The organism is Sinomonas sp. R1AF57, assembly GCF_002224485.1.
Classification (GTDB): domain Bacteria; phylum Actinomycetota; class Actinomycetes; order Actinomycetales; family Micrococcaceae; genus Sinomonas; species Sinomonas flava.
In genome coordinates, this window is the sequence record NZ_CP022463.1 from 1,208,893 (window position 1) to 1,226,363 (window position 17,471).

The window sequence follows — 17,471 nt, forward strand, 5'->3', positions numbered from 1 at the left end:
CATGACGCCGATCAGCTCGCCCGGGTTCTCCATGGGCCCCGCCCTCCTGTTCTGCCCCGCCGACCGCCCCGAGCGCTTCGCCAAGGCGGCCGAGCGCGCCGACGCCGTCATCCTCGACCTCGAGGACGCGGTCTCCCCGGACGCGAAGGCGGAGGCGCGCCTGAACCTCGCCGAGGTCCCGCTCGACCCCGAGCGGACCATCGTGCGCGTCAACTCGGCCGGTCCGACGCTCTCCTCGGGGGACTTCGAGGCCGATCTCGAGGCGCTCGAGGCCACCCCCTACCGCACGGTCATGCTCGCCAAGGCCGAGTCCGCGGACCAGCTCGCGCTCCTGCGCCAGTACCGCGTCATCGCGCTGTGCGAGACGGCCGCGGGCGTGCTCGCCGCGCCGTCGATCGCGGCGGAGCCGAACGCGGTGGCCCTCATGTGGGGCGCGGAGGACCTCGTCGCCTCCCTCGGCGGCACCTCGAGCCGCGCCGGCGACGGCGCCTACCGCGCCGTGGCGCTGCACGCGCGCTCCTCGGTGCTGCTTGCCGCCGGGGCATGCGGCAAGGCCGCGATCGACGCCGTCTACACCGACATCCCCGACCTCGACGGGCTCGCCGCCGAGTCCGCGGACGCCGTCGCGTCAGGGTTCGCGGCGAAGGCGTGCATCCACCCGTCACAGGTCGGGGCCGTCCGCGCGGCCTACGCGCCCACGCCCGAGGCGGTTGAGGCCGCGCGGGAGCTGCTCGCCGCCGCCCAGGAAGCCGGGGCGGGCGTATTCCAGTTCCACGGGAAGATGATCGACGGCCCGATCCTGAGGCACGCCGAGGCCGTGCTGCGACGCGCAGGCCTGGACTAAGGGGCGGCTCTGGACTAGGGGCGGGTCCGGACTAGGGACGATCGGGCGTGCTGCCGGCGCCCGTCTCGACCACGGGCCAGTAGACATCGGTGCGCCACGTGGAGGAGTCCGGCTCCTGGCCAGGGTCCGACATGTAGACCTCCCACACGGCCTGTCCCGGGGCGAACCCCTGCCCCTGGATCCAGGCGGCCATGCTCTGGTACGTCTCCGAGAGCCCCTCGTAGGGGCCGAGGTGCGTTCCAGCGGCCACCCGGCCGCCAGGGAGGGTGCTGGCCGAGACGCCGTCGCCCTCCGTGAACCCGGCCTCGACCGGGAAGCCGGCCTCCACGTCCACCGTGTCGGAGGGCATGCCCGTGTACTTGGCGAACGGCGGCCCGACCGGCTGCGCCCCCTGCTTGCCGAGGGCGGCCATCACCGTGCCGTAGACGTTGTCGAAGAAGGACTTGAGCTGGTCCATCGGGATGCGGTCGCGGACGACGGCAGTGGGCTGTTCGGTCAGCTCTTCGAGCCTGAACTCAGTCATACGCCCATCCTGCCGGGCCTGCCGGTGCGGCGAAAGGGCCCACGCGGCCCTCGGGCCGATCAAGGGGGTGGTGTGCCGTGGGTCTCGCCGCAGTGTGACGTTCGCCCGGAATCCCCCCAGGCGGAATGTTTCCGAGGATCATTGCACTGTAAGGAATAACGCCCCGCCGCGCGGGACGCAGTCCATCAATCCAGCAAGGAGCATTGCAATGTCTCAGCGCGTACTCATCACAGCCGGTGCCGGCGGCATCGGGCTCGCCGTCGCCAAGGCCTTCGTAGCCCAGGGCGCCCGCGTGCACATCTCGGACATCAACGCGGACGCGGTGGCCAAGATCGTGGCCGAGAACCCTGGCATCACCGGCAGCGTTGGCGATGTGAGCAGGCCCGAGGACGTCGACGCGCTGTTCGCCGACGTCCGGGAGCAGCTGGGCGGCCTCGACGTCCTGGTCAACAACGCCGGCATCGCAGGCGCCACCGCTCCCGTGGAGGAGTACCCGGCCGACACCTTCGCCGCCGTGCTGGGCGTCAACCTCATCGGAACATTCACCGTGACCCAGCGTGCGATCCCCCTCCTGAAGGAATCCGAGGCGGCCTCGATCATCACTATGTCCTCCCTCGCCGGCCGCTTCGGCTACCCGAACCGGGTCGCCTACTCGACCACCAAGTGGGGGCTCGTGGGCTTCGCCAAGACCCTCTCGATGGAACTCGGTCCCTTCGGCATCACCTCGAACACCATCCACCCCGGTGCCGTCGACGGCCCCCGCATCATGGGCGTCTTCGAGGGCCGCGCCAAGGTCTCCGGCCGCACCGTGCAGGAGGAGATCGACAGCGCCATGGCCAACCAGTCGGTGAAGAAGTTCATCGACCCCGACGACATCGCCGCCCTCATCCTGTTCCTCGCGGGCCCGCACGCCCGCACCATTTCGGGCCAGATGTTCCCGATCGACGGCGACTCGAAGGCGGCGCAGTAGGAATGGCCGCCTTCGCAGCCTCCGCCGGACGGGCACTGGAGAACCCCGACGCCCGCCGTGGCCTGTGGAAGGGACGCGGCGCCGTCATCGTCGGCCTCGTCCTCCTGGGCATCGGGCTCCGGTACGCGATCACCGGGATGTCTCCCCTCCTCTCCGACGTCCGCGCCGCCCTGGGCATCGACACTGCCGGCGCCACCCTCCTCGGCATGCTGCCGACGCTCTCCTTCGGCGTGGGCGGTTTCCTCGCCCCGGCCCTCGTGCGCCGGTGGGGGCCCGAGGCGACGGCGCTCATCGCCGTCGTGCTCGCTGCGGTCGGCGCCCTCCTGAGGCCGTTCGGCGGCGGGACGCTGCCGTTCCTCGGGCTGACCGCCGTGGCGCTCGTGGGCATGGGCCTCGGGAACGTGGCCGGTGCCCCGCTCGTGAAGAAGTACTTCCCGGACCGCCAGGCGTCCATGATCACCCTGTTCTCGCTCCTGATGCAGGCCGGTGCCACCCTCCCCGCGATGACGGCGCTGCCCCTGGCCAACACCGTGGGCTGGCAGGGCTCCCTCGCCTCATGGGGCCTGCTCTCCCTGATCGCCGTGCTCCCGTGGGCGGCCCAGTTCGTCGCCTCGCTCCGCGCCAGGCACGACGCCGGCAGCGGCACCCGGGTGCCGACGTCGTCCGCGCCGAAGGTGGGCTTCGGTGAGCTCGTGAGGAGCCCGGTCGCGTGGGGCACCGCAGTCTTCTACGCCATGGCCTCGCTCAACACCTACGCCATGCTCGCCTGGCTGCCCACCATCCTCGCCCAATACGGGGGCCTGTCGAAGGCAGACGCCGCGGGCGCGTTCTCGATCTTCACGTTCATGACCCTCCCGATGGCTGTCGTCACGCCACTGCTCGCGAACCGCCTCAGGAACCCGACGTGGCTGGCCGTGGCACTCGCCGCGACACTGCCCGCCGGCTACCTCGGCCTCCTGAGCCACGCGGGCCCCGCCTGGGTCTGGGTCTTCGTGGCGGGTATCTCTGGCGGCGCCTTCCCCTTCGCGATCGCGATGTTCAACCTGCGCACGCGCACGACGGCGGGCTCGGCCGGCGTGGGCGGGTTCGCCATGGGCATCGGCTACCTCGCAGGCACCCTGGGCCCGCTCGTGGGCGGAGGGCTCTTCGCCGCGACCGGCGGCTGGGCCGCGCCCCTGTGGGTGTACGTGGCGACATTCGTGCCCATGGCCCTCGGCGCCGTCATCATGGCGAGGCCCGGCCGTTACGTCGAGGACGCCCTGGGAACGCCGTCGCCGGAGGCTGGCTCCCCGGCCACCGTGGGCTAGGGTCACTGGAGAACCATGGCGGAGGAACCTGTGAACGCGAAGTCCCCGGCGGGAGCGTCGCCCGTCGAATCGGTCGACCGTGCCCTGCGGCTCGCGCTGGCGCTCCGCGCGGGGGAGCCGCTGACCGTGGCCGGCGCCGCGCAGCTCCTGGATGTCGCGCCGTCGACCGCACACAGGCTCCTGAACGCTCTCGTGCACCGCGGCTTCGCGGTCCAGGAGAGGGACCGGTCCTACACGGCCGGTCCCGTCTTCGTCGGCCGGCCGGCGGAGGTCCCGCACGAGACCCTTCGCCACCTCGCCCTGCCCGTGCTCCAGGACCTCGGAGCGCGCATCCACGAGACCGTCCAGGTCATGGTGCTGAGCGGCAACAGCGTGCGCTTCCTCGACGGCGTCGAGGCCACCGACCGGAACCTGCGGATCGGGGCGCGGCGCAACGACCTCATGCCTGCGTACTGCTCCGCGGGAGGCAAGGCGATCCTGGCGGAGATCGCCAACCCGGAGCTGGAGGCCCTCTACCGCGGGGGCCTGACGCCGTGGCCCACGGCACGCTTCAGCACGCTCACGGCGCTCAAGCGCAATCTGGCCACCGTCCGCAGGGTCGGCTACGGCACGAGCATCGAGGAGACCGAACAGGGCGTGCGCGGCCTCGGGGTCGCCGTGAAGGGACCGGACGGGAAGACCGTCGCCGCGCTCACGGCCGCGGTCCCGTCGGTGCGCTTCCGCCGCGAGGAGACCGCGCCGATCGTCGCGGCGCTCCACGACGCCGCTGAGGCCCTCGCCGAGAGCCTCAGGCGGGCCGCCGCCGAGGGCTAGACGGTCATGCCTGCGCCAGGACCGCCTGGATCCGCCCCACCGTCTCATCCAGTCCGGCCGCACCGACGGCCGCACCGCTGTCGAACGCGGTGCCCGCCTCGGCCCCCTGGACCATCCGCTTGAGCGGGATCTCGAGCTTCTTGCCGGTCGCCGTCCTGGGGACCGCAGGGACGCGGACGACCACGTCGGGCACGTGCCTCGGCGAGAGCTCGGTGCGCAGCACGGTGCGGATGCGTGCCTCGAGGACCGGCCACGCGGCGTCGTCCACGCTGGCGTCGGTCTGGGCGATGAGCACGAGCTTGCCCATGCCGCCGTCGTCCTCGAAATGAAGGACCATCGTGTCCGCCAGGCCCGGGACGGGGTCGAGGGCCTCGTAGAACTCCGCCGTCCCGAGGCGCACGCCGCCGCGGTTGAGGGTCGCGTCCGAGCGGCCGGTGATGACCCACGTGCCACGCTCGGTGCCCACGAGCCAGTCGCCGTGCCTCCACACCCCTGGGTACACGCTGAAGTAGCTGCTGCGATAGCGCTCCCCGTCGGCGTCGCCCCAGAAGAACGCGGGCATCGAGGGCATGGGCTGGGTGCAGACCAGCTCGCCCGGCTGCTCCCTCACTGGGCGGCCGTCGGCGTCCCACGAGTCGACCGCCACGCCGAGGGGCCGGCAGGCCATCTCGCCCGCGTGGACCGCGGTGAGCGGCGAGGCGCCGATGAAGGCCCCGCAGATGTCGGTGCCGCCCGAGGTGGGCGCCAGCAGCAGGTCCTGTCCAACCTCGGCGTAGACCCACCCGGCGACGTCTGCGGACAGCGGCGACCCGGAGCACTGGATCTCGCGGATCCGGCTCAGGTCCCACGTGGCCCCGGGGCGGAGCCCGGCATGGGCGCAGGCCGCCAGGTAGGCGGACCCGGTGACGAAGTAGGTTGCCTCCGTCTCGGCGGCGATCGCCCACTGGGACCACTCGCCGTCGGGCGAGGGCCAGTTCGGGTCGCCGTCCTCGATGACGAGTGACGCCCCGGTGAGCAGGGTCGACACGCTCAGGTTCCACACCATCCAGCCGGTCGTGCTGAACCAGAAGGCGCGGTCCGTCGCGTCGAGGCTGAAGTGCAGGTGCACCGCCTTGGAGTGCTCGAGCAGGAAGCCCCCGTGGGTGTGCACGATGGCCTTGGGCTTGCCGGTGGTTCCCGAGGAGAACAGGACGACGAGCGGCTGCGCGAACGGAAGGGGCACGAACTGCGGCTCCGCGGCCTCCGCCGTGAAGTCCCGGTAGGCGAGGGCACCCGCCGGCGCCTCGGCGTCCGCATCGAGGTACGGCAGGAACACGGTCTGGGTCCCGGGAAGGCCCTCGGCGAGGCGCGCGAGCTCATCTGCGCGGCTCACGTCACGCTTGCCCCACCGGTAGCCGTCGACGGCGATGAGCACCTTCGGCTCGAGCTGCGTGAGACGGTCCAGTGCGCTGCGGGCACCCATCTCCGGCGGCACCGAGCACCACGCCGCACCCAGCCCAGCTGCGGCAAGGTAGGCCGCGACGGCCTCGGGGATGTTCGGGATGTAGCCCGCGACCCGGTCGCCCGCGCGGACCCCGAGGGCGACGAGGCCGCGCTGGATCCGGCCGATCTCCTCCAGCAGGCGGGAGCCCGTCCAGTCCGTGCTCCCGGTGGTCTGGCTGCGGGAGAGGAGCCGGACGGCGTCGGGACGATCGGCCAGGGAACGGGCAATGTGCTCGGCGTAGTTCAGCCTCGCCCCCGGGAGCCATTCGGCTCCGGGCATCGAGCGGTCGCCGAGGATCGCGCTGAACGGGGTCTGCGCCACGAGGCCGCACTCGTCCCACACCGACTGCCAGAAATCGTCGAGGTTCTCCACGGACCACCGCCATGCTGCCTCGTAGTCGTCGAAGCGTTCGCCGGTTCGCGCCTCGACTCCTTCGAGGAACCGTCCCAGACGGTGCTGGTTCCATTCGCTGCGGGCCGGAGCGGGGCGGAGCAGCGTGCCGGTGGGGGTGCGGGAGAGCGACATGGCGTTCCTTGAGTCCAGTTCTGTGTGCGTGGCGGTGGCTGGGAGATGGCGGCGGCGACGCCGTCAGCGGGCGACGGCGTCCGTCGGCTGGGGTTCGCCCGCGCGGCCCGCGCCGGCGCGGCGCAGCGAGACGCCCAGTGCGACGACGGCGGCGGCGGCGCCGAGCAGGGGGAGGGCGAACAGGAAGAAGATGTTCTGCGGGGCCCAGCCTCCCGAGATGAGGTAGCCGACGAGGATCGGGGCGACGATGGAGATGAGCCGCCCGAGTCCGATCATCCAGCCGAGCCCGGTGGCGCGGGCGCCTGCAGAGTAGACGCCCGGGGCAATGGCGTAGAACCCGGCGATGCCCGCCGTCGTGAGGATGCCGAGGAGGACGGCGAGCGCCACGGCGAGCGCGACCTGGCTGAAGGCGAGGCCGAAGACCACGTAGGCGGCCCCTGCGGCGACGAGGGATCCGGCGAGGAGTCGGTTGCTGCGGTAGCGGATCGCGAGCGCGCTGAAGATGAAGCAGCCGAGGATGCCGCCGAAGTTCGCCACGGTCCCCACGGTCACGCCGAGGGAGTCGTTGCCCGAGACGCCGGCCATGATCTTCGGAGTCCAGGTGTTCGCGAAGTAGTACGCGGCGACGAGGAAGGCGTAGCCGATCCAGAGCATCACGGTGCGGAACAGCTTCTCCGTGCCGAGGACCTCGCGGACGGCCGCGTTGCCGCGCACCGGCGCGCCGGAGGCCATGGACGGCAGCTCTGCCAGGGCGGGGCGCCCCATGCGGGCGAGGATGGCGTTGGCGCGGCCGAGGGCGTTGGCCGGGCGGCGGACCAGCAGGAAGTCGAGCGACTCGGGGAGCCAGACGGCGGAGGCGACGAGCATGGCGACGCTCAGGACTGCGCCCACCAGGAAGGCGGAGTGCCATCCGAAGGCGGGGATGAGGGGGCCTGCGGCGAGGCCGCCGATGGTCGCGCCGATCGGGTACCCGGCCGCGTAGATGCCGATGATGGGGCCGCGGCGCCGGTCGGAGGCGTACTCGGAGACCAGCACGTTCAGGTTGGCCATCATGCCGCCGACCCCGAGCCCTGTGAGGACGCGGAACGCGAGGAGCTGGCCGGCGTCGGCCGCGACGACGGAGAGGACCATCCCGACGCTGATGACGGCCATCGAGATGAGCGTGAGCGGACGCCGCCCGATGCGGTCTGCCAGCGGGGTCAGCAGGATGGAGCCCGCCGCCATGCCGAACAGGCTGGCGCTGAGCAGGTAGCCCAGCATCACCGGGTCGATGTGCCATTCCCGCGAGATGGCGGGCGCTGCATAGGACATGACAGCCACATCGAATCCGTCGATGAGGATCAGGACGAGGGCGATGCTGACTGCCACGACCTGGAACCGGCCCATGGGGGACCGGCGGATATCGGAGAGAACGTCCACGGTGAGTTCCTTGAGGTGAGTGTGGGACTGAGGCTTGGGCCTCGTTCACAGTGACTGTAATCACGGGGAGAAGTGAGTTGCGATACTTTCGACAAACATTCCCTACAGAGGAATCATTGAGAACATCAACGAACCTGCTCAACTGTGCGACACGATTGTGTCTTTGTGCCTGTTTCGATGCCGTCCGCCAGCCGCTTCGTCAGAAATCTGCATCCAATATTCCGCGATGAGGAATATACAACCGCCCGCGGCGGCCGTCCTAGAATCGAGGGGTGTTCGCCCTCGTCCTCCTGGCCGTCGTGGTGGGGGCGATGGCCCAGCGGGTGGCCGGCCTCGGCTTCGGGCTCATGGTCTCGCCCGTGCTCGTCGTCCTGCTCGGCCCACTTGACGGCGTCATGATCGTCAATGCGTGCGGCGCCGCATCCTCGGCGCTCATCCTCGCCCGCGTCTGGCGCGACGTGGAGTGGGGTCGCTACGTGGGCCTCATCGTCCCCGGCTTCGCGGGCATCGCCCTCGGTGCCCTGCTCGCGAGCCGCGTTCCGGCGGCCCCCCTCGAAATGGGGATCGGGCTCACGCTGATCGCCGCCCTCGTGGCCTCGCAGCTCGTGGCGCGGGCCAGACGCCGGATCGACGGGCTGGGGGTCATGGCGGGGTGCGGGTTCGCGTCCGGGCTGATGAACGCGGCCGCCGCGGTCGGAGGCCCGGCGGTGACGGCCTACGCCGTCCTGAGCCGCTGGGACCAGCGCCGCTTCAGCGCCACGCTCCAGCCCTTCTTCCTCACCACTGGCACCACCTCCATCGTCTCCAAGGCCTTCGCCACCGGCTGGCACTGGCCGGCCCTCGAGGCGTGGCAGTGGGGCGCGGTGCTGGCGTGCATGCTCGCAGGGATCGCGATGGGGGACCTGCTTGCCCACCGGCTGCCCGGGCACGCGGTGCGCCGCACCGTCGTCGGCATCGCCTACGCCGGCGCGGCGATGGCGATCGCCAACGGTGCCGCCCGGCTGTAGTTTCGCCGCGGCCACGGGCAGCGGGGATACTGGGCACATGCAGAACCCCGGCGCCGAGCAGCGCACGCCCGCCTCACCCGAGGCACAGCGTTCGGTCATCCTCCTCGGCTCGACCGGGAGCATCGGGACCCAGGCGATCGAGGTCATCGACAACGCGCCCCACCGCTTCCGCGTCACCGCGCTCGCAGCCGGGGGCGCCAGCATCGACGCGATCGCCCGCCAGGCGGTCCACACCCGCGCGGAGGCCGTCGGCATCGCCGTGGGCAGCGCGGACGAGCTGCGCGTCGCGATCGAGGAGGCCGCCGAGATGCGCGGCGTCGGGGGCTATGACCCCGAGCTGTTCACCGGCCCCGACGCGGCCACCCGCATCGCCGCATGGAACGGCGCGAGCGGCCCCGCCGACGTCGTGCTCAACGGCATCACCGGGAGCATCGGCCTCGCGCCGACGCTCGCGGCGCTGCGCTCCGGTGCCACCCTTGCGCTGGCGAACAAGGAGAGCCTCATCGTCGGCGGCGCCCTCGTCACGGGCGCGGCGGGACCCGGCCAGATCGTCCCCGTCGACTCCGAGCACTCGGCGATCGCCCAGTGCCTGCGGTCCGGACGCCGCGACGAGGTGGAGCGGCTCATCCTCACCGCCTCGGGCGGCCCGTTCCGCGGGCGCAGCCGTGCCGAGCTCGACGGCGTGACCCCCGCCGAGTCGCTCGACCACCCCACGTGGAGCATGGGACGCGTCGTGACGACGAACTCGGCGACCCTGGTGAACAAGGGCCTCGAGCTCATCGAGGCGCACCTGCTGTTCGGGGTGCCGCTCGAGGCGATCGACGTCGTCGTGCACCCCCAGTCGATCGTGCACTCGATGGTGCAGTTCGCCGATGGCTCGATCATCGCCCAGGCCTCGCCGCCGGACATGCGCCTGCCGATCGCCCTCGGACTCGGCTGGCCCGAGCGCGTTCCGCACGCGGCCGCGCCCTGCGACTTCACGTCCGCCTCCGCATGGACGTTCGAGCCCCTCGACGAGGTGGCCTTCCCCGCGGTGGGGATTGCCCGCGACGCCGCGCAGAGGGGCAGCACCTTCCCGGCGGTCTTCAACGCGGCCAACGAGGAGGCCGTCGAGGCCTTCCACGCCGGCCGCATCCGGTTCACCGACATCGTCGCGACGGTCGAGACCGTGCTCGCCGAGCACAGTGGCTCCTCCGAGCTCTCTGTGGATTCCGTCCTCGCGGCGGAGGAGTGGGCACGCGCGCGGGCCCATGAGCGTTTGGGAACACGGAACTAAGGAGATGTGTCCGTGACCCCTGTCGTCCTCTTCATCCTCGGCGTGCTGTTCGTCGCGCTCGGCATCGCCGCCTCGATCGCCCTGCACGAGGTGGGGCACCTGCTGCCCGCCAAGCTGTTCAACGTCCGCGTGACCCGCTACATGATCGGCTTCGGGCCCACCGTGTTCTCGAGGAAGCGGGGCGAGACCGAGTACGGGATCAAGGCGCTCCCGCTCGGCGGCTACGTGGCGATGGTCGGCATGTACCCGCCAAACCGGCGGGACGGGTCGGTGCGGTCCTCGAGCACGGGCATGTTCCAGGGCCTCGCGGAGGCGGCGCGGGACGCGGCCCACGAGGAGGTCCGTCCCGAGGACCACGGGAGGCTCTTCTACCAGCTGCCGGTCTGGAAGAAGATCATCATCATGCTCGGCGGCCCGGCGATGAACATCGTCCTGGGCGTCATCTTCACCGCGATCCTGCTCATGGGCTTCGGCACGCCCCAGCCCACCACCCAGGTCGCCAGCGTCTCGGCCTGCATGGTGGCCGAGGGCAGCGACCAGCAGAACGTGGACCAGTCCACCTGCACGAAGACCCCTGCCGCGGCGGCGGGCTTCCAGCCGGGCGATACCGTGCTCACATTCGACGGCCGCACGGTCACGGGGTGGGACCAGCTCACCACGTGGATCCGCGCCTCCGCCGGGCGGGAGGTCGCCGTCACCCTCAAGCGGGGCGACGCCGAGGTCGCCGCGACGGTCACCCCGGTGCTCAACGAGCGCCCGGTGCTCGGCACGGACGGCAAGCCGGTCAAGAACGCCGACGGCTCGTACCAGACCACGCAGGCGGGCTTCCTCGGCATCGCCCCCCGCCAGGAGCTCACCCCGCAGCCTGCCACCACCGTCCTGCCCACCGTCGGAGAGAACATCGCCCAGGTGACCGGCGTCGTCGTCAACCTCCCGGCACGCGTCGTCGCCGTCGCCCAGGCGGCCTTCGGCCCCGAGGAGCGGGACCCGAACGGCCCGATCAGCGTGGTCGGCGTCGGTCGTGTCGCCGGCGAGGTCGCGGCGATGGAGGAGGTGCCGCTCGAGGCCCGGATCGGGACGCTCATCGGCATCCTCGCGGGCGTCAACCTCGCCCTCGCCGTGTTCAACCTGGTCCCGCTCCTGCCGCTCGACGGTGGGCACGTCGCCGGCGCGCTCTACGAGGGCGCACGACGGCGCGTGGCCGCCTGGCGGAAGCGCCCCGACCCCGGGCCGTTCGACATCGCGAAGCTCCTGCCGCTCACGTACGCCGTGGCCAGTGTGCTGATCGCGATGAGTGTCCTGCTCATCTACGCGGACATCGTCAAACCCGTGAAGCTGTTCGGCTGAGGACGGCCGCCGGCCCGAGGAGGGATAGGCTGGACCCATGACTGTCTTCGCCGTCGAATACCGCTACGAGTCCGGCGCCGATGAGCGCATCGCCGAAGTCCGCCCCGCCCACCGTGCCTGGCTGAGCGGGCTCGCGGCCGAGGGCACCGTCCTCGCGAGCGGACCGCTTGCGGACGGCTCGAGCGCGCTGATCGTCTTCCGCGCCGAGGACCGCGGGTCCCTCGACGCCCTCCTCGCCCAGGACCCCATTGCGGGGCTCGTCGCCGAGAAGACCGCGACGGAGTGGAACCCGATCATCGGCCTCCTGGCCGAGTCCGCGGCCGCCTGAGCCCCCGCACCCATCCTGAAGCACCTCGAAGGAGCCACCCAGTGACCTCGGTCAGCCTCGGAATGCCAGCCGCACCGCCACCCGTCCTCGCCCCGAGGCGCCCGACCCGTCAGATCAGGGTGGGCTCGGTGGGCGTCGGCTCCGAGTCCCCGGTCAGCGTCCAGTCCATGACGACGACGCCCACGACCGACATCAACGCCACGCTCCAGCAGATCGCTGAGCTGACGGCCGCCGGCTGCGACATCGTCCGCGTGGCCTGCCCGTCCGCCGACGACGCCGAGGCCCTGCCGATCATCGCGAAGAAGTCGCAGATCCCCGTCATCGCCGACATCCACTTCCAGCCGAAGTACGTGTTCGCCGCGATCGAGGCCGGCTGCGCGGGAGTCCGCGTGAACCCGGGCAACATCCGCAAGTTCGACGACCAGGTCAAGGAGATCGCCCAGGCCGCGAAGGACCACGGGACCTCCCTGCGCATCGGAGTCAACGCGGGCTCCCTCGACCCGCGCCTGCTGCAGAAGTACGGCAAGGCGACTCCGGAGGCGCTCGTCGAGAGCGCGCTGTGGGAGGCGAGCCTCTTCGAGGAGCACGACTTCCACGACTTCAAGATCTCCGTCAAGCACAACGACCCGGTGGTCATGGTGCGCGCGTACGAGATGCTCGCCGAGCGCGGCGACTGGCCGCTCCACCTCGGCGTGACTGAGGCGGGGCCCGCGTTCCAGGGGACCATCAAGTCCGCGACCGCGTTCGGGGCGCTCCTGTCGAAGGGCATCGGCGACACGATCCGCGTCTCCCTCTCGGCCCCTCCGGTCGAGGAGGTCAAGGTCGGCATCCAGATCCTGCAGTCCCTGAACCTGCGCCCGCGCAAGCTCGAGATCGTCTCGTGCCCCTCGTGCGGCCGCGCGCAGGTGGACGTGTACAAGCTCGCCGAGGAGGTCACGTCGGGCCTCGAGGGCATGGAAGTGCCGCTGCGCGTGGCCGTCATGGGCTGTGTCGTGAACGGCCCGGGCGAGGCGCGCGAGGCGGACCTCGGCGTCGCGTCGGGGAACGGCAAGGGGCAGATCTTCGTCAAGGGCCAGGTCATCAAGACCGTGGCCGAGGCGGACATCGTCGAGACCCTGATCGAAGAGGCGATGAAGATCGCGGAGGAGATGGGGGAGGCCGGTGGCGAAGATGCTGTCCAAGGCGGCCCCGTGGTCACCGTCTCGTAGCCGCAGCGCCGCGCCCCAGGTGCGGCGGCTCGTGCACGAGGACACCCCGGCGCTCGCGGAGCTCGTCTCCGTGGACCCGGTGGCCAACGTGTTCGTCGCCGCCCACTTGGATGCGACCGGCTCCGCGGCGGCCGTGGGCAGCGGCGCGGAGATCGTCGGCGCGTTCGACGGCGACGGGCGGCTCACGAGCGCCTGCTGGCTGGGCGCCAACATCGTCCCCGTCGAGGTCGTGCCGGCGCACGCGCCCACATACGCCCAGGCCATCCGGGGCTCGCACCGCCGCTTCGCGTCCATCTTCGGGCCCGCCGAGGCCACGCTCGCAATCTTCTCGGCGCTCGACGGTGCTCCCGCCCGTGACGTGCGCCCCGACCAGCCGCTCCTCGCCCTCGACGGGCCGCCGGCCGTGCCGGTCGACCCCCTCGTGCGGGTCACGACCGAGGCCGACTTCGACGTCCTCGCCCCCGCGTGCGTGTCGATGTTCGAGGAAGAGGTCGGATACTCGCCGGTGGCCGGCGGGAGCGAGAACTACTACCGCCGCGTCCGCCAGCTCATCGCCGCAGGGCACTCGTTCGCGCGCTTCGGCGAGCGGGGCGAGGTCGTGTTCAAGGCGGAGCTCGGGTCCGTCTCCTCCGCCGCCACGCAGGTCCAGGGCGTCTGGGTGGACCCCCGGCACCGCGGCACGGGCCTGAGCCACGGGGGGATGGCTGCCATCGTCGAGCATGCCAGGGCCATAGCGCCGATCGTGAGCCTGTACGTCAACGACTACAACCACCGCGCCCGCGCGGCCTACCGCAAGGTCGGCTTCGAGCAGGTGGGGACCTTCGCCACAGTCCTCTTCTGATCGACCCGCGCCGCCACGACTCGCACTTGGGGGGAACCAGCATGCCCATGCCACCGATGAGCCGCGCCCGGACCGGCCGCACTGCGCGCGGGAGGCGGCGGGCGGGGAGGACCGTCCTGCTTCTCGCCGCGGCCGTCCTGGCCCTGGCCGGCTGCCGGCCCGGGCTCGCGGTGCCGCCGCCCGGCGGCGAGGGCCGCCCCGGCCTCAACGCCTCCGGCACCCAGCGGTCGTTCAGCGCGCAGGAACTGGTCACGGCCGCGGCCGAGACCAGGACAGCGCTGCGGCTCGGGGGATCCGTGCTGGACCAGGGCCAGCTCGCGGCGCAGGGGGAGCGGGCGGTGCCCTCGCCGCTCACCGGTGCGGGGCCGGCGTCGTGCGCCGCACTCACGACGCCGGCGACCCCCACGGGGCTCGACAAGGCCTCCGCCGCCCTCATCGTCGCGCCCTCCGACGCGCGGGCGCAGACGACCGCCATCGGCTTCGCCAGCCACGCCTCGCCGGCCGCCGCGGCGGCGGCCGTCACAGCGCTCGGTGCCCTCGCGGCGTCGTGCGCGCGCTACGATGCGACGCTGGGCGGCCAGCGCGTCCCCGTCGTGGCCCGCGCCGCCGACCCCGCCGCGGACGCGCCCCACGCAGTCATGGTCGTCTCGACGGCGCAGGTCCCTGACCCCGCCGGAGGGAGCGCTCCCCAGGAGCGCAGCATCGTTCGGGCCGTCGCGGCGAAGGGCACCGTGGCCGTGGAGGTGGTCCTGGTGGACACGCGCCCCGAGGATGCTGCGGCGACGGTGCGTGCCTACGCGGACATGGCGCTGGACCGGCTGCCCCTCTAGCGGCCGGGGCCGGTATCCGGGTCCGCGAGCTCACCGGTGAGATAGTGCTGCAGCGTGGGGGCCACGAGGGCGATGGCCTGCTCCCGCGGGAGGGACGCGAGGGGCTCGAGCTGCACGACGTACCGGAGCAGGATGAACCCCATGACCTGGGTGGCGGCCAGGGTGGCGCGCAGCTCGAGCTCCTCGCGGGGGCCCTCCAGCCCTTCGAGCACGCGCGGCATGACCCGTGCCCGGAACACCTCGCGTACCGCCGCCGTGCGTGCGCGCGAGCCCAGCGAGCCCCGGACAAAGGCTGCGAGGGCGTGGCGCTGCGGCCCCTCCCAGAGTCTGGCGATCGCACTCAGGAGCGCGGTGCCCCGGTCCTGCGCCGTGAGGGAGGCCATGCCGGCGAGGACGTCGTCGGGGTCGGCGGGGAGCTCGACCGACGCGGCGAACAGCTCGTCCTTGCCGGAGAAGTAGTGGTGGACCAGCGCGGGGTCCACGCCGGCGTCACGGGCCACTTGCCGCAGGCTGACCGCGTCGAAGCCCTCGTCGGCGAACAGCCGCGTCGCGCTGGCGACGATCCGGGCGCGGCGGTCGCCGCCGTCGTCGGGCCTGCCGCGCCGGAGCGGGGTCACGAGCTCTTCCGCGGGAGCGTGAACGAGGCGAGGGCGAGCAGCCCCAGGACGATCGCGCCCATGATCCCGAAGTCGCGCCACATCGCCTCCGTGGCGTCCGCGTTCTTCGCGATCTCCTGGAGCGCGTCGACCGAGTAGCTCAGGGGCATCCAGTCGGAGAGCGCGTGGAAGACGTCGTTCATGTGGTCCCGCGCGACGAACAGCCCGCACAGGAGGATCTGCGGGATCACGACGACGGGCATGAACTGGACGGCCTGGAACTCCGTGCGCGCGAACGCGCTGCAGAACAGGCCCAGCGCCACCCCGAGCACGGCATTCACGACAGCGACCAGCACCACGTAGCCGCCGTTGCCCCTGATGTCGAGGTTGAACACCCAGTAGGCCACGCCCGTGGCGATCGCTGACTGGAGGGCGGCCATGACCGAGAACGCGATGCCGTAGCCGAACAGGAGGTCGGCCTGGTGGATCGGCGTGGTCATGAGCCGTTCGAGGGTTCCGGTCGTGCGCTCGCGGAGCATCGTGATGGACGTGATGAGGAACATGATCACGAAGGGGAAGATCGCGAGCATGATGAGGCCCACACGGTCGAACGTGCGGGGGGCCCCGGGCGGCAGGGTCTCGTTCTCGAAGAGCCAGTACACGACAGCGAGGAGGACCGATGGCACCACCAGGATCATGGCGACGCTGCGGTGGTCGTGGCGGAGCTGGGTCAGGACCCGGGCGGCCGTCGCGCCGAGCATCCGGGGATTCACGCTGCATGCTCCTTCGTCCTGGCCGGGAGCCCGGCGGCCTGCCGTTCGAGGTCGGCGCGGATGATGCCGAGGAAGGCCTGCTCGAGGTCCGCGCTCCCGCCCCGCTCGCGGAGGGCGTCGGGGCTGAGCTGCGCCAGGAGCCGCCCCTCGCGCAGGAGGAGGAGCGAGTCGCAGCGGCTCGCCTCCTCCATGACGTGGCTCGAGACGACGAGCGTGGCACCGCGGTCCGCGAGCGCCCGGAAGCGGTCCCAGAGGTCCACGCGGAGCACGGGGTCGAGTCCCACCGTGGGCTCGTCGAGCACGAGCAGCGTCGGGTCGCCGACCAGCGCGCACGCGAGGGACACCCGGCTGAACTGGCCGCCGGAGAGGTCCGCGGCCTTGCGCTTGGCGAGGTCGGCGAGCCCGACGGCGGCGACGGCCTCCCGCGCGTCGGCCGCCGAGCGACCGTGGAGCGCGCCGAAGTAGCGGACGTTGTCGAGGACGGTCAGGTCGCGGTACACGCTCGCGTCCTGGGTCATGTACCCGACCTCGCGCCGGAGGGAGGCCGTCCCGGCCGGACGCCCGAGGATGGTGAGGGTTCCGCGGGCGATCCGCTGGACTCCGACGATCGAGCGCATGAGTGTGCTCTTGCCGCTGCCCGAGGGACCGAGGAGGCCCGTGATGCGGCCGGTGGGAACCGTGAATCCGAGGTCGTGGAGGATCGGCGAGCGGCGGATGCGGACGGAGAGGGAATCGGCCTCGATCGCCGGAGCGGTGGGGGCGGCGTGGGACGGGACGTGGGGCATGGCTGGCTCCCGAGGGGACGAAGACGCTCAATTCATCACGTGATGAATTGAGGGTAGGTCCGCGGTCCGGCGGCGTCAATCACCCCCCTGCCGTCTCGGGTACGCGAAATGCCAGCGCACGCGGTCTCGGGTACGCGGAATACGCGTTGTCGCCGTCTCGGGTGCGCGAAATGCGCGTCCTGAGGACCCCCCGACCCACGGCTCTGGCTTGCCGCATGCACAATGACCGGAATCGGCGTACCCGAGAGCGTTAGGCAGCGGTTCTCGCGTACCCGAGAGCGTCAGGGCGCTGATGTGAAGTCTCGGGACTGAATGGACACTTCTGTCTCAGGAGATCGTGGACGGTGTGTCTCACGAGTGTGTGGACACTTCACCGCTCAGATCACGGCATGAGCATCCATGAGCCTGATCTGAAGGTCCGTATGCGTGTGGCCCAGTGGCCCGATGACGCCCCGCGCGGAGCGGTGGCGCAGTTCTGCCGCAGGCACGGTGTCTCACGGGCCTGGTTCTACAAGGTCCTCGCCAAGGCCCGGGCCGAGGGGACGTGGGCCGCCACCGAAGTCGGGTCGAACCGTCCGCTGACCAGCCCGTGCCGG

At 71.7% G+C, this 17,471-nt stretch carries 17 protein-coding genes and 1 pseudogene; 12 read left to right on the plus strand and 6 right to left on the minus strand.

Annotated features, from left to right (window positions below):
- Window position 1: 1 nt before the first annotated feature.
- Window positions 2-844 (plus strand): CoA ester lyase, encoded by an 843-nt coding sequence (locus CGQ25_RS05510; RefSeq protein WP_208712168.1) that lies wholly within the window; start codon window positions 2-4, stop codon window positions 842-844.
- Between the two features lie 31 nt (window positions 845-875).
- Here the strand turns inward: CGQ25_RS05510 and CGQ25_RS05515 are convergent, their stop codons facing one another.
- Window positions 876-1,367 (minus strand): GyrI-like domain-containing protein, encoded by a 492-nt coding sequence (locus tag CGQ25_RS05515; RefSeq protein WP_208712169.1) that lies wholly within the window; start codon window positions 1,365-1,367, stop codon window positions 876-878.
- A 208-nt stretch (window positions 1,368-1,575) separates the two neighbouring features.
- Here CGQ25_RS05515 and CGQ25_RS05520 point away from each other — a divergent pair, with 208 nt between their 5' ends.
- Genes CGQ25_RS05520 through CGQ25_RS05530 form a run of 3 tightly spaced genes read left to right on the plus strand, consistent with a single transcriptional unit; the run spans window position 1,576 to window position 4,457 of the window.
- Complete coding sequence (locus tag CGQ25_RS05520) at window positions 1,576-2,337, plus strand: SDR family oxidoreductase (protein WP_208712170.1); 762 nt, start codon at window positions 1,576-1,578, stop codon at window positions 2,335-2,337.
- A gap of 2 nt (window positions 2,338-2,339) precedes the next feature.
- Window positions 2,340-3,644 carry an MFS transporter gene (locus CGQ25_RS05525; protein ID WP_208712171.1) on the plus strand — a complete coding sequence of 435 codons (1,305 nt, stop codon included), beginning with the start codon at window positions 2,340-2,342 and terminating at the stop codon, window positions 3,642-3,644.
- 15 nt (window positions 3,645-3,659) lie between these two features.
- Window positions 3,660-4,457 carry an IclR family transcriptional regulator gene (locus tag CGQ25_RS05530; protein WP_208712172.1) on the plus strand — a complete coding sequence of 266 codons (798 nt, stop codon included), beginning with the start codon at window positions 3,660-3,662 and terminating at the stop codon, window positions 4,455-4,457.
- 4 nt (window positions 4,458-4,461) lie between these two features.
- Here CGQ25_RS05530 and CGQ25_RS05535 read toward each other — a convergent pair whose 3' ends face one another.
- A complete protein-coding gene (locus tag CGQ25_RS05535) occupies window positions 4,462-6,465 on the minus strand; it encodes an acetoacetate--CoA ligase (RefSeq protein ID WP_208712173.1) in 2,004 nt (667 codons plus the stop codon).
- 63 nt (window positions 6,466-6,528) lie between these two features.
- Window positions 6,529-7,884: an MFS transporter gene (locus tag CGQ25_RS05540; protein ID WP_208712174.1), complete on the minus strand. Its 1,356-nt coding sequence runs from the start codon at window positions 7,882-7,884 to the stop codon at window positions 6,529-6,531.
- A gap of 272 nt (window positions 7,885-8,156) precedes the next feature.
- On the opposite strand from CGQ25_RS05540, the gene CGQ25_RS05545 reads away from it, so the two are divergent.
- From CGQ25_RS05545 to CGQ25_RS05575, 7 genes are read left to right on the plus strand one after another with little or no spacing between them, the layout of a single operon-like run.
- Window positions 8,157-8,891, plus strand: coding sequence for a sulfite exporter TauE/SafE family protein (locus CGQ25_RS05545; RefSeq protein ID WP_208712175.1), 735 nt, complete (start codon window positions 8,157-8,159; stop codon window positions 8,889-8,891).
- 37 nt (window positions 8,892-8,928) lie between these two features.
- Complete coding sequence (dxr, locus tag CGQ25_RS05550; protein ID WP_208712176.1) at window positions 8,929-10,167, plus strand: 1-deoxy-D-xylulose-5-phosphate reductoisomerase; 1,239 nt, start codon at window positions 8,929-8,931, stop codon at window positions 10,165-10,167.
- 12 nt (window positions 10,168-10,179) lie between these two features.
- Window positions 10,180-11,514, plus strand: a complete 1,335-nt coding sequence (locus tag CGQ25_RS05555; protein ID WP_208712177.1) for an RIP metalloprotease — start codon at window positions 10,180-10,182, stop codon at window positions 11,512-11,514.
- Between the two features lie 37 nt (window positions 11,515-11,551).
- Window positions 11,552-11,842 (plus strand): YciI family protein, encoded by a 291-nt coding sequence (locus tag CGQ25_RS05560; RefSeq protein WP_208712178.1) that lies wholly within the window; start codon window positions 11,552-11,554, stop codon window positions 11,840-11,842.
- A 41-nt stretch (window positions 11,843-11,883) separates the two neighbouring features.
- Window positions 11,884-13,050 (plus strand): flavodoxin-dependent (E)-4-hydroxy-3-methylbut-2-enyl-diphosphate synthase, encoded by a 1,167-nt coding sequence (gene ispG / locus CGQ25_RS05565; protein WP_208712179.1) that lies wholly within the window; start codon window positions 11,884-11,886, stop codon window positions 13,048-13,050.
- Window positions 13,051-13,081: 31 nt separating this feature from the next.
- A complete protein-coding gene (locus tag CGQ25_RS05570) occupies window positions 13,082-13,891 on the plus strand; it encodes a GNAT family N-acetyltransferase (protein WP_369802301.1) in 810 nt (269 codons plus the stop codon).
- Between the two features lie 41 nt (window positions 13,892-13,932).
- On the plus strand, window positions 13,933-14,721 hold the full coding sequence (locus tag CGQ25_RS05575; protein WP_208712180.1) for a hypothetical protein: 789 nt from the start codon (window positions 13,933-13,935) through the stop codon (window positions 14,719-14,721).
- On the opposite strand, the gene CGQ25_RS05580 is transcribed toward CGQ25_RS05575, so the two are convergent.
- The 3 genes from CGQ25_RS05580 to CGQ25_RS05590 are packed head-to-tail and all read right to left on the minus strand — an operon-like array spanning window position 14,718 to window position 16,875.
- A complete protein-coding gene (locus CGQ25_RS05580) occupies window positions 14,718-15,338 on the minus strand; it encodes a TetR/AcrR family transcriptional regulator (protein WP_208712181.1) in 621 nt (206 codons plus the stop codon). The genes CGQ25_RS05575 and CGQ25_RS05580 overlap by 4 nt on opposite strands.
- Window positions 15,335-16,078, minus strand: a complete 744-nt coding sequence (locus tag CGQ25_RS05585) for an ABC transporter permease (protein WP_222703728.1) — start codon at window positions 16,076-16,078, stop codon at window positions 15,335-15,337. Before CGQ25_RS05585 ends, CGQ25_RS05580 begins: the two co-directional genes overlap by 4 nt.
- An 8-nt stretch (window positions 16,079-16,086) precedes the next feature.
- A complete protein-coding gene (locus CGQ25_RS05590) occupies window positions 16,087-16,875 on the minus strand; it encodes an ABC transporter ATP-binding protein (RefSeq protein WP_208712183.1) in 789 nt (262 codons plus the stop codon).
- Between the two features lie 389 nt (window positions 16,876-17,264).
- Here CGQ25_RS05590 and CGQ25_RS05595 point away from each other — a divergent pair.
- Window positions 17,265-17,471, plus strand: a pseudogene (locus CGQ25_RS05595) (IS481 family transposase); the annotation flags it as partial.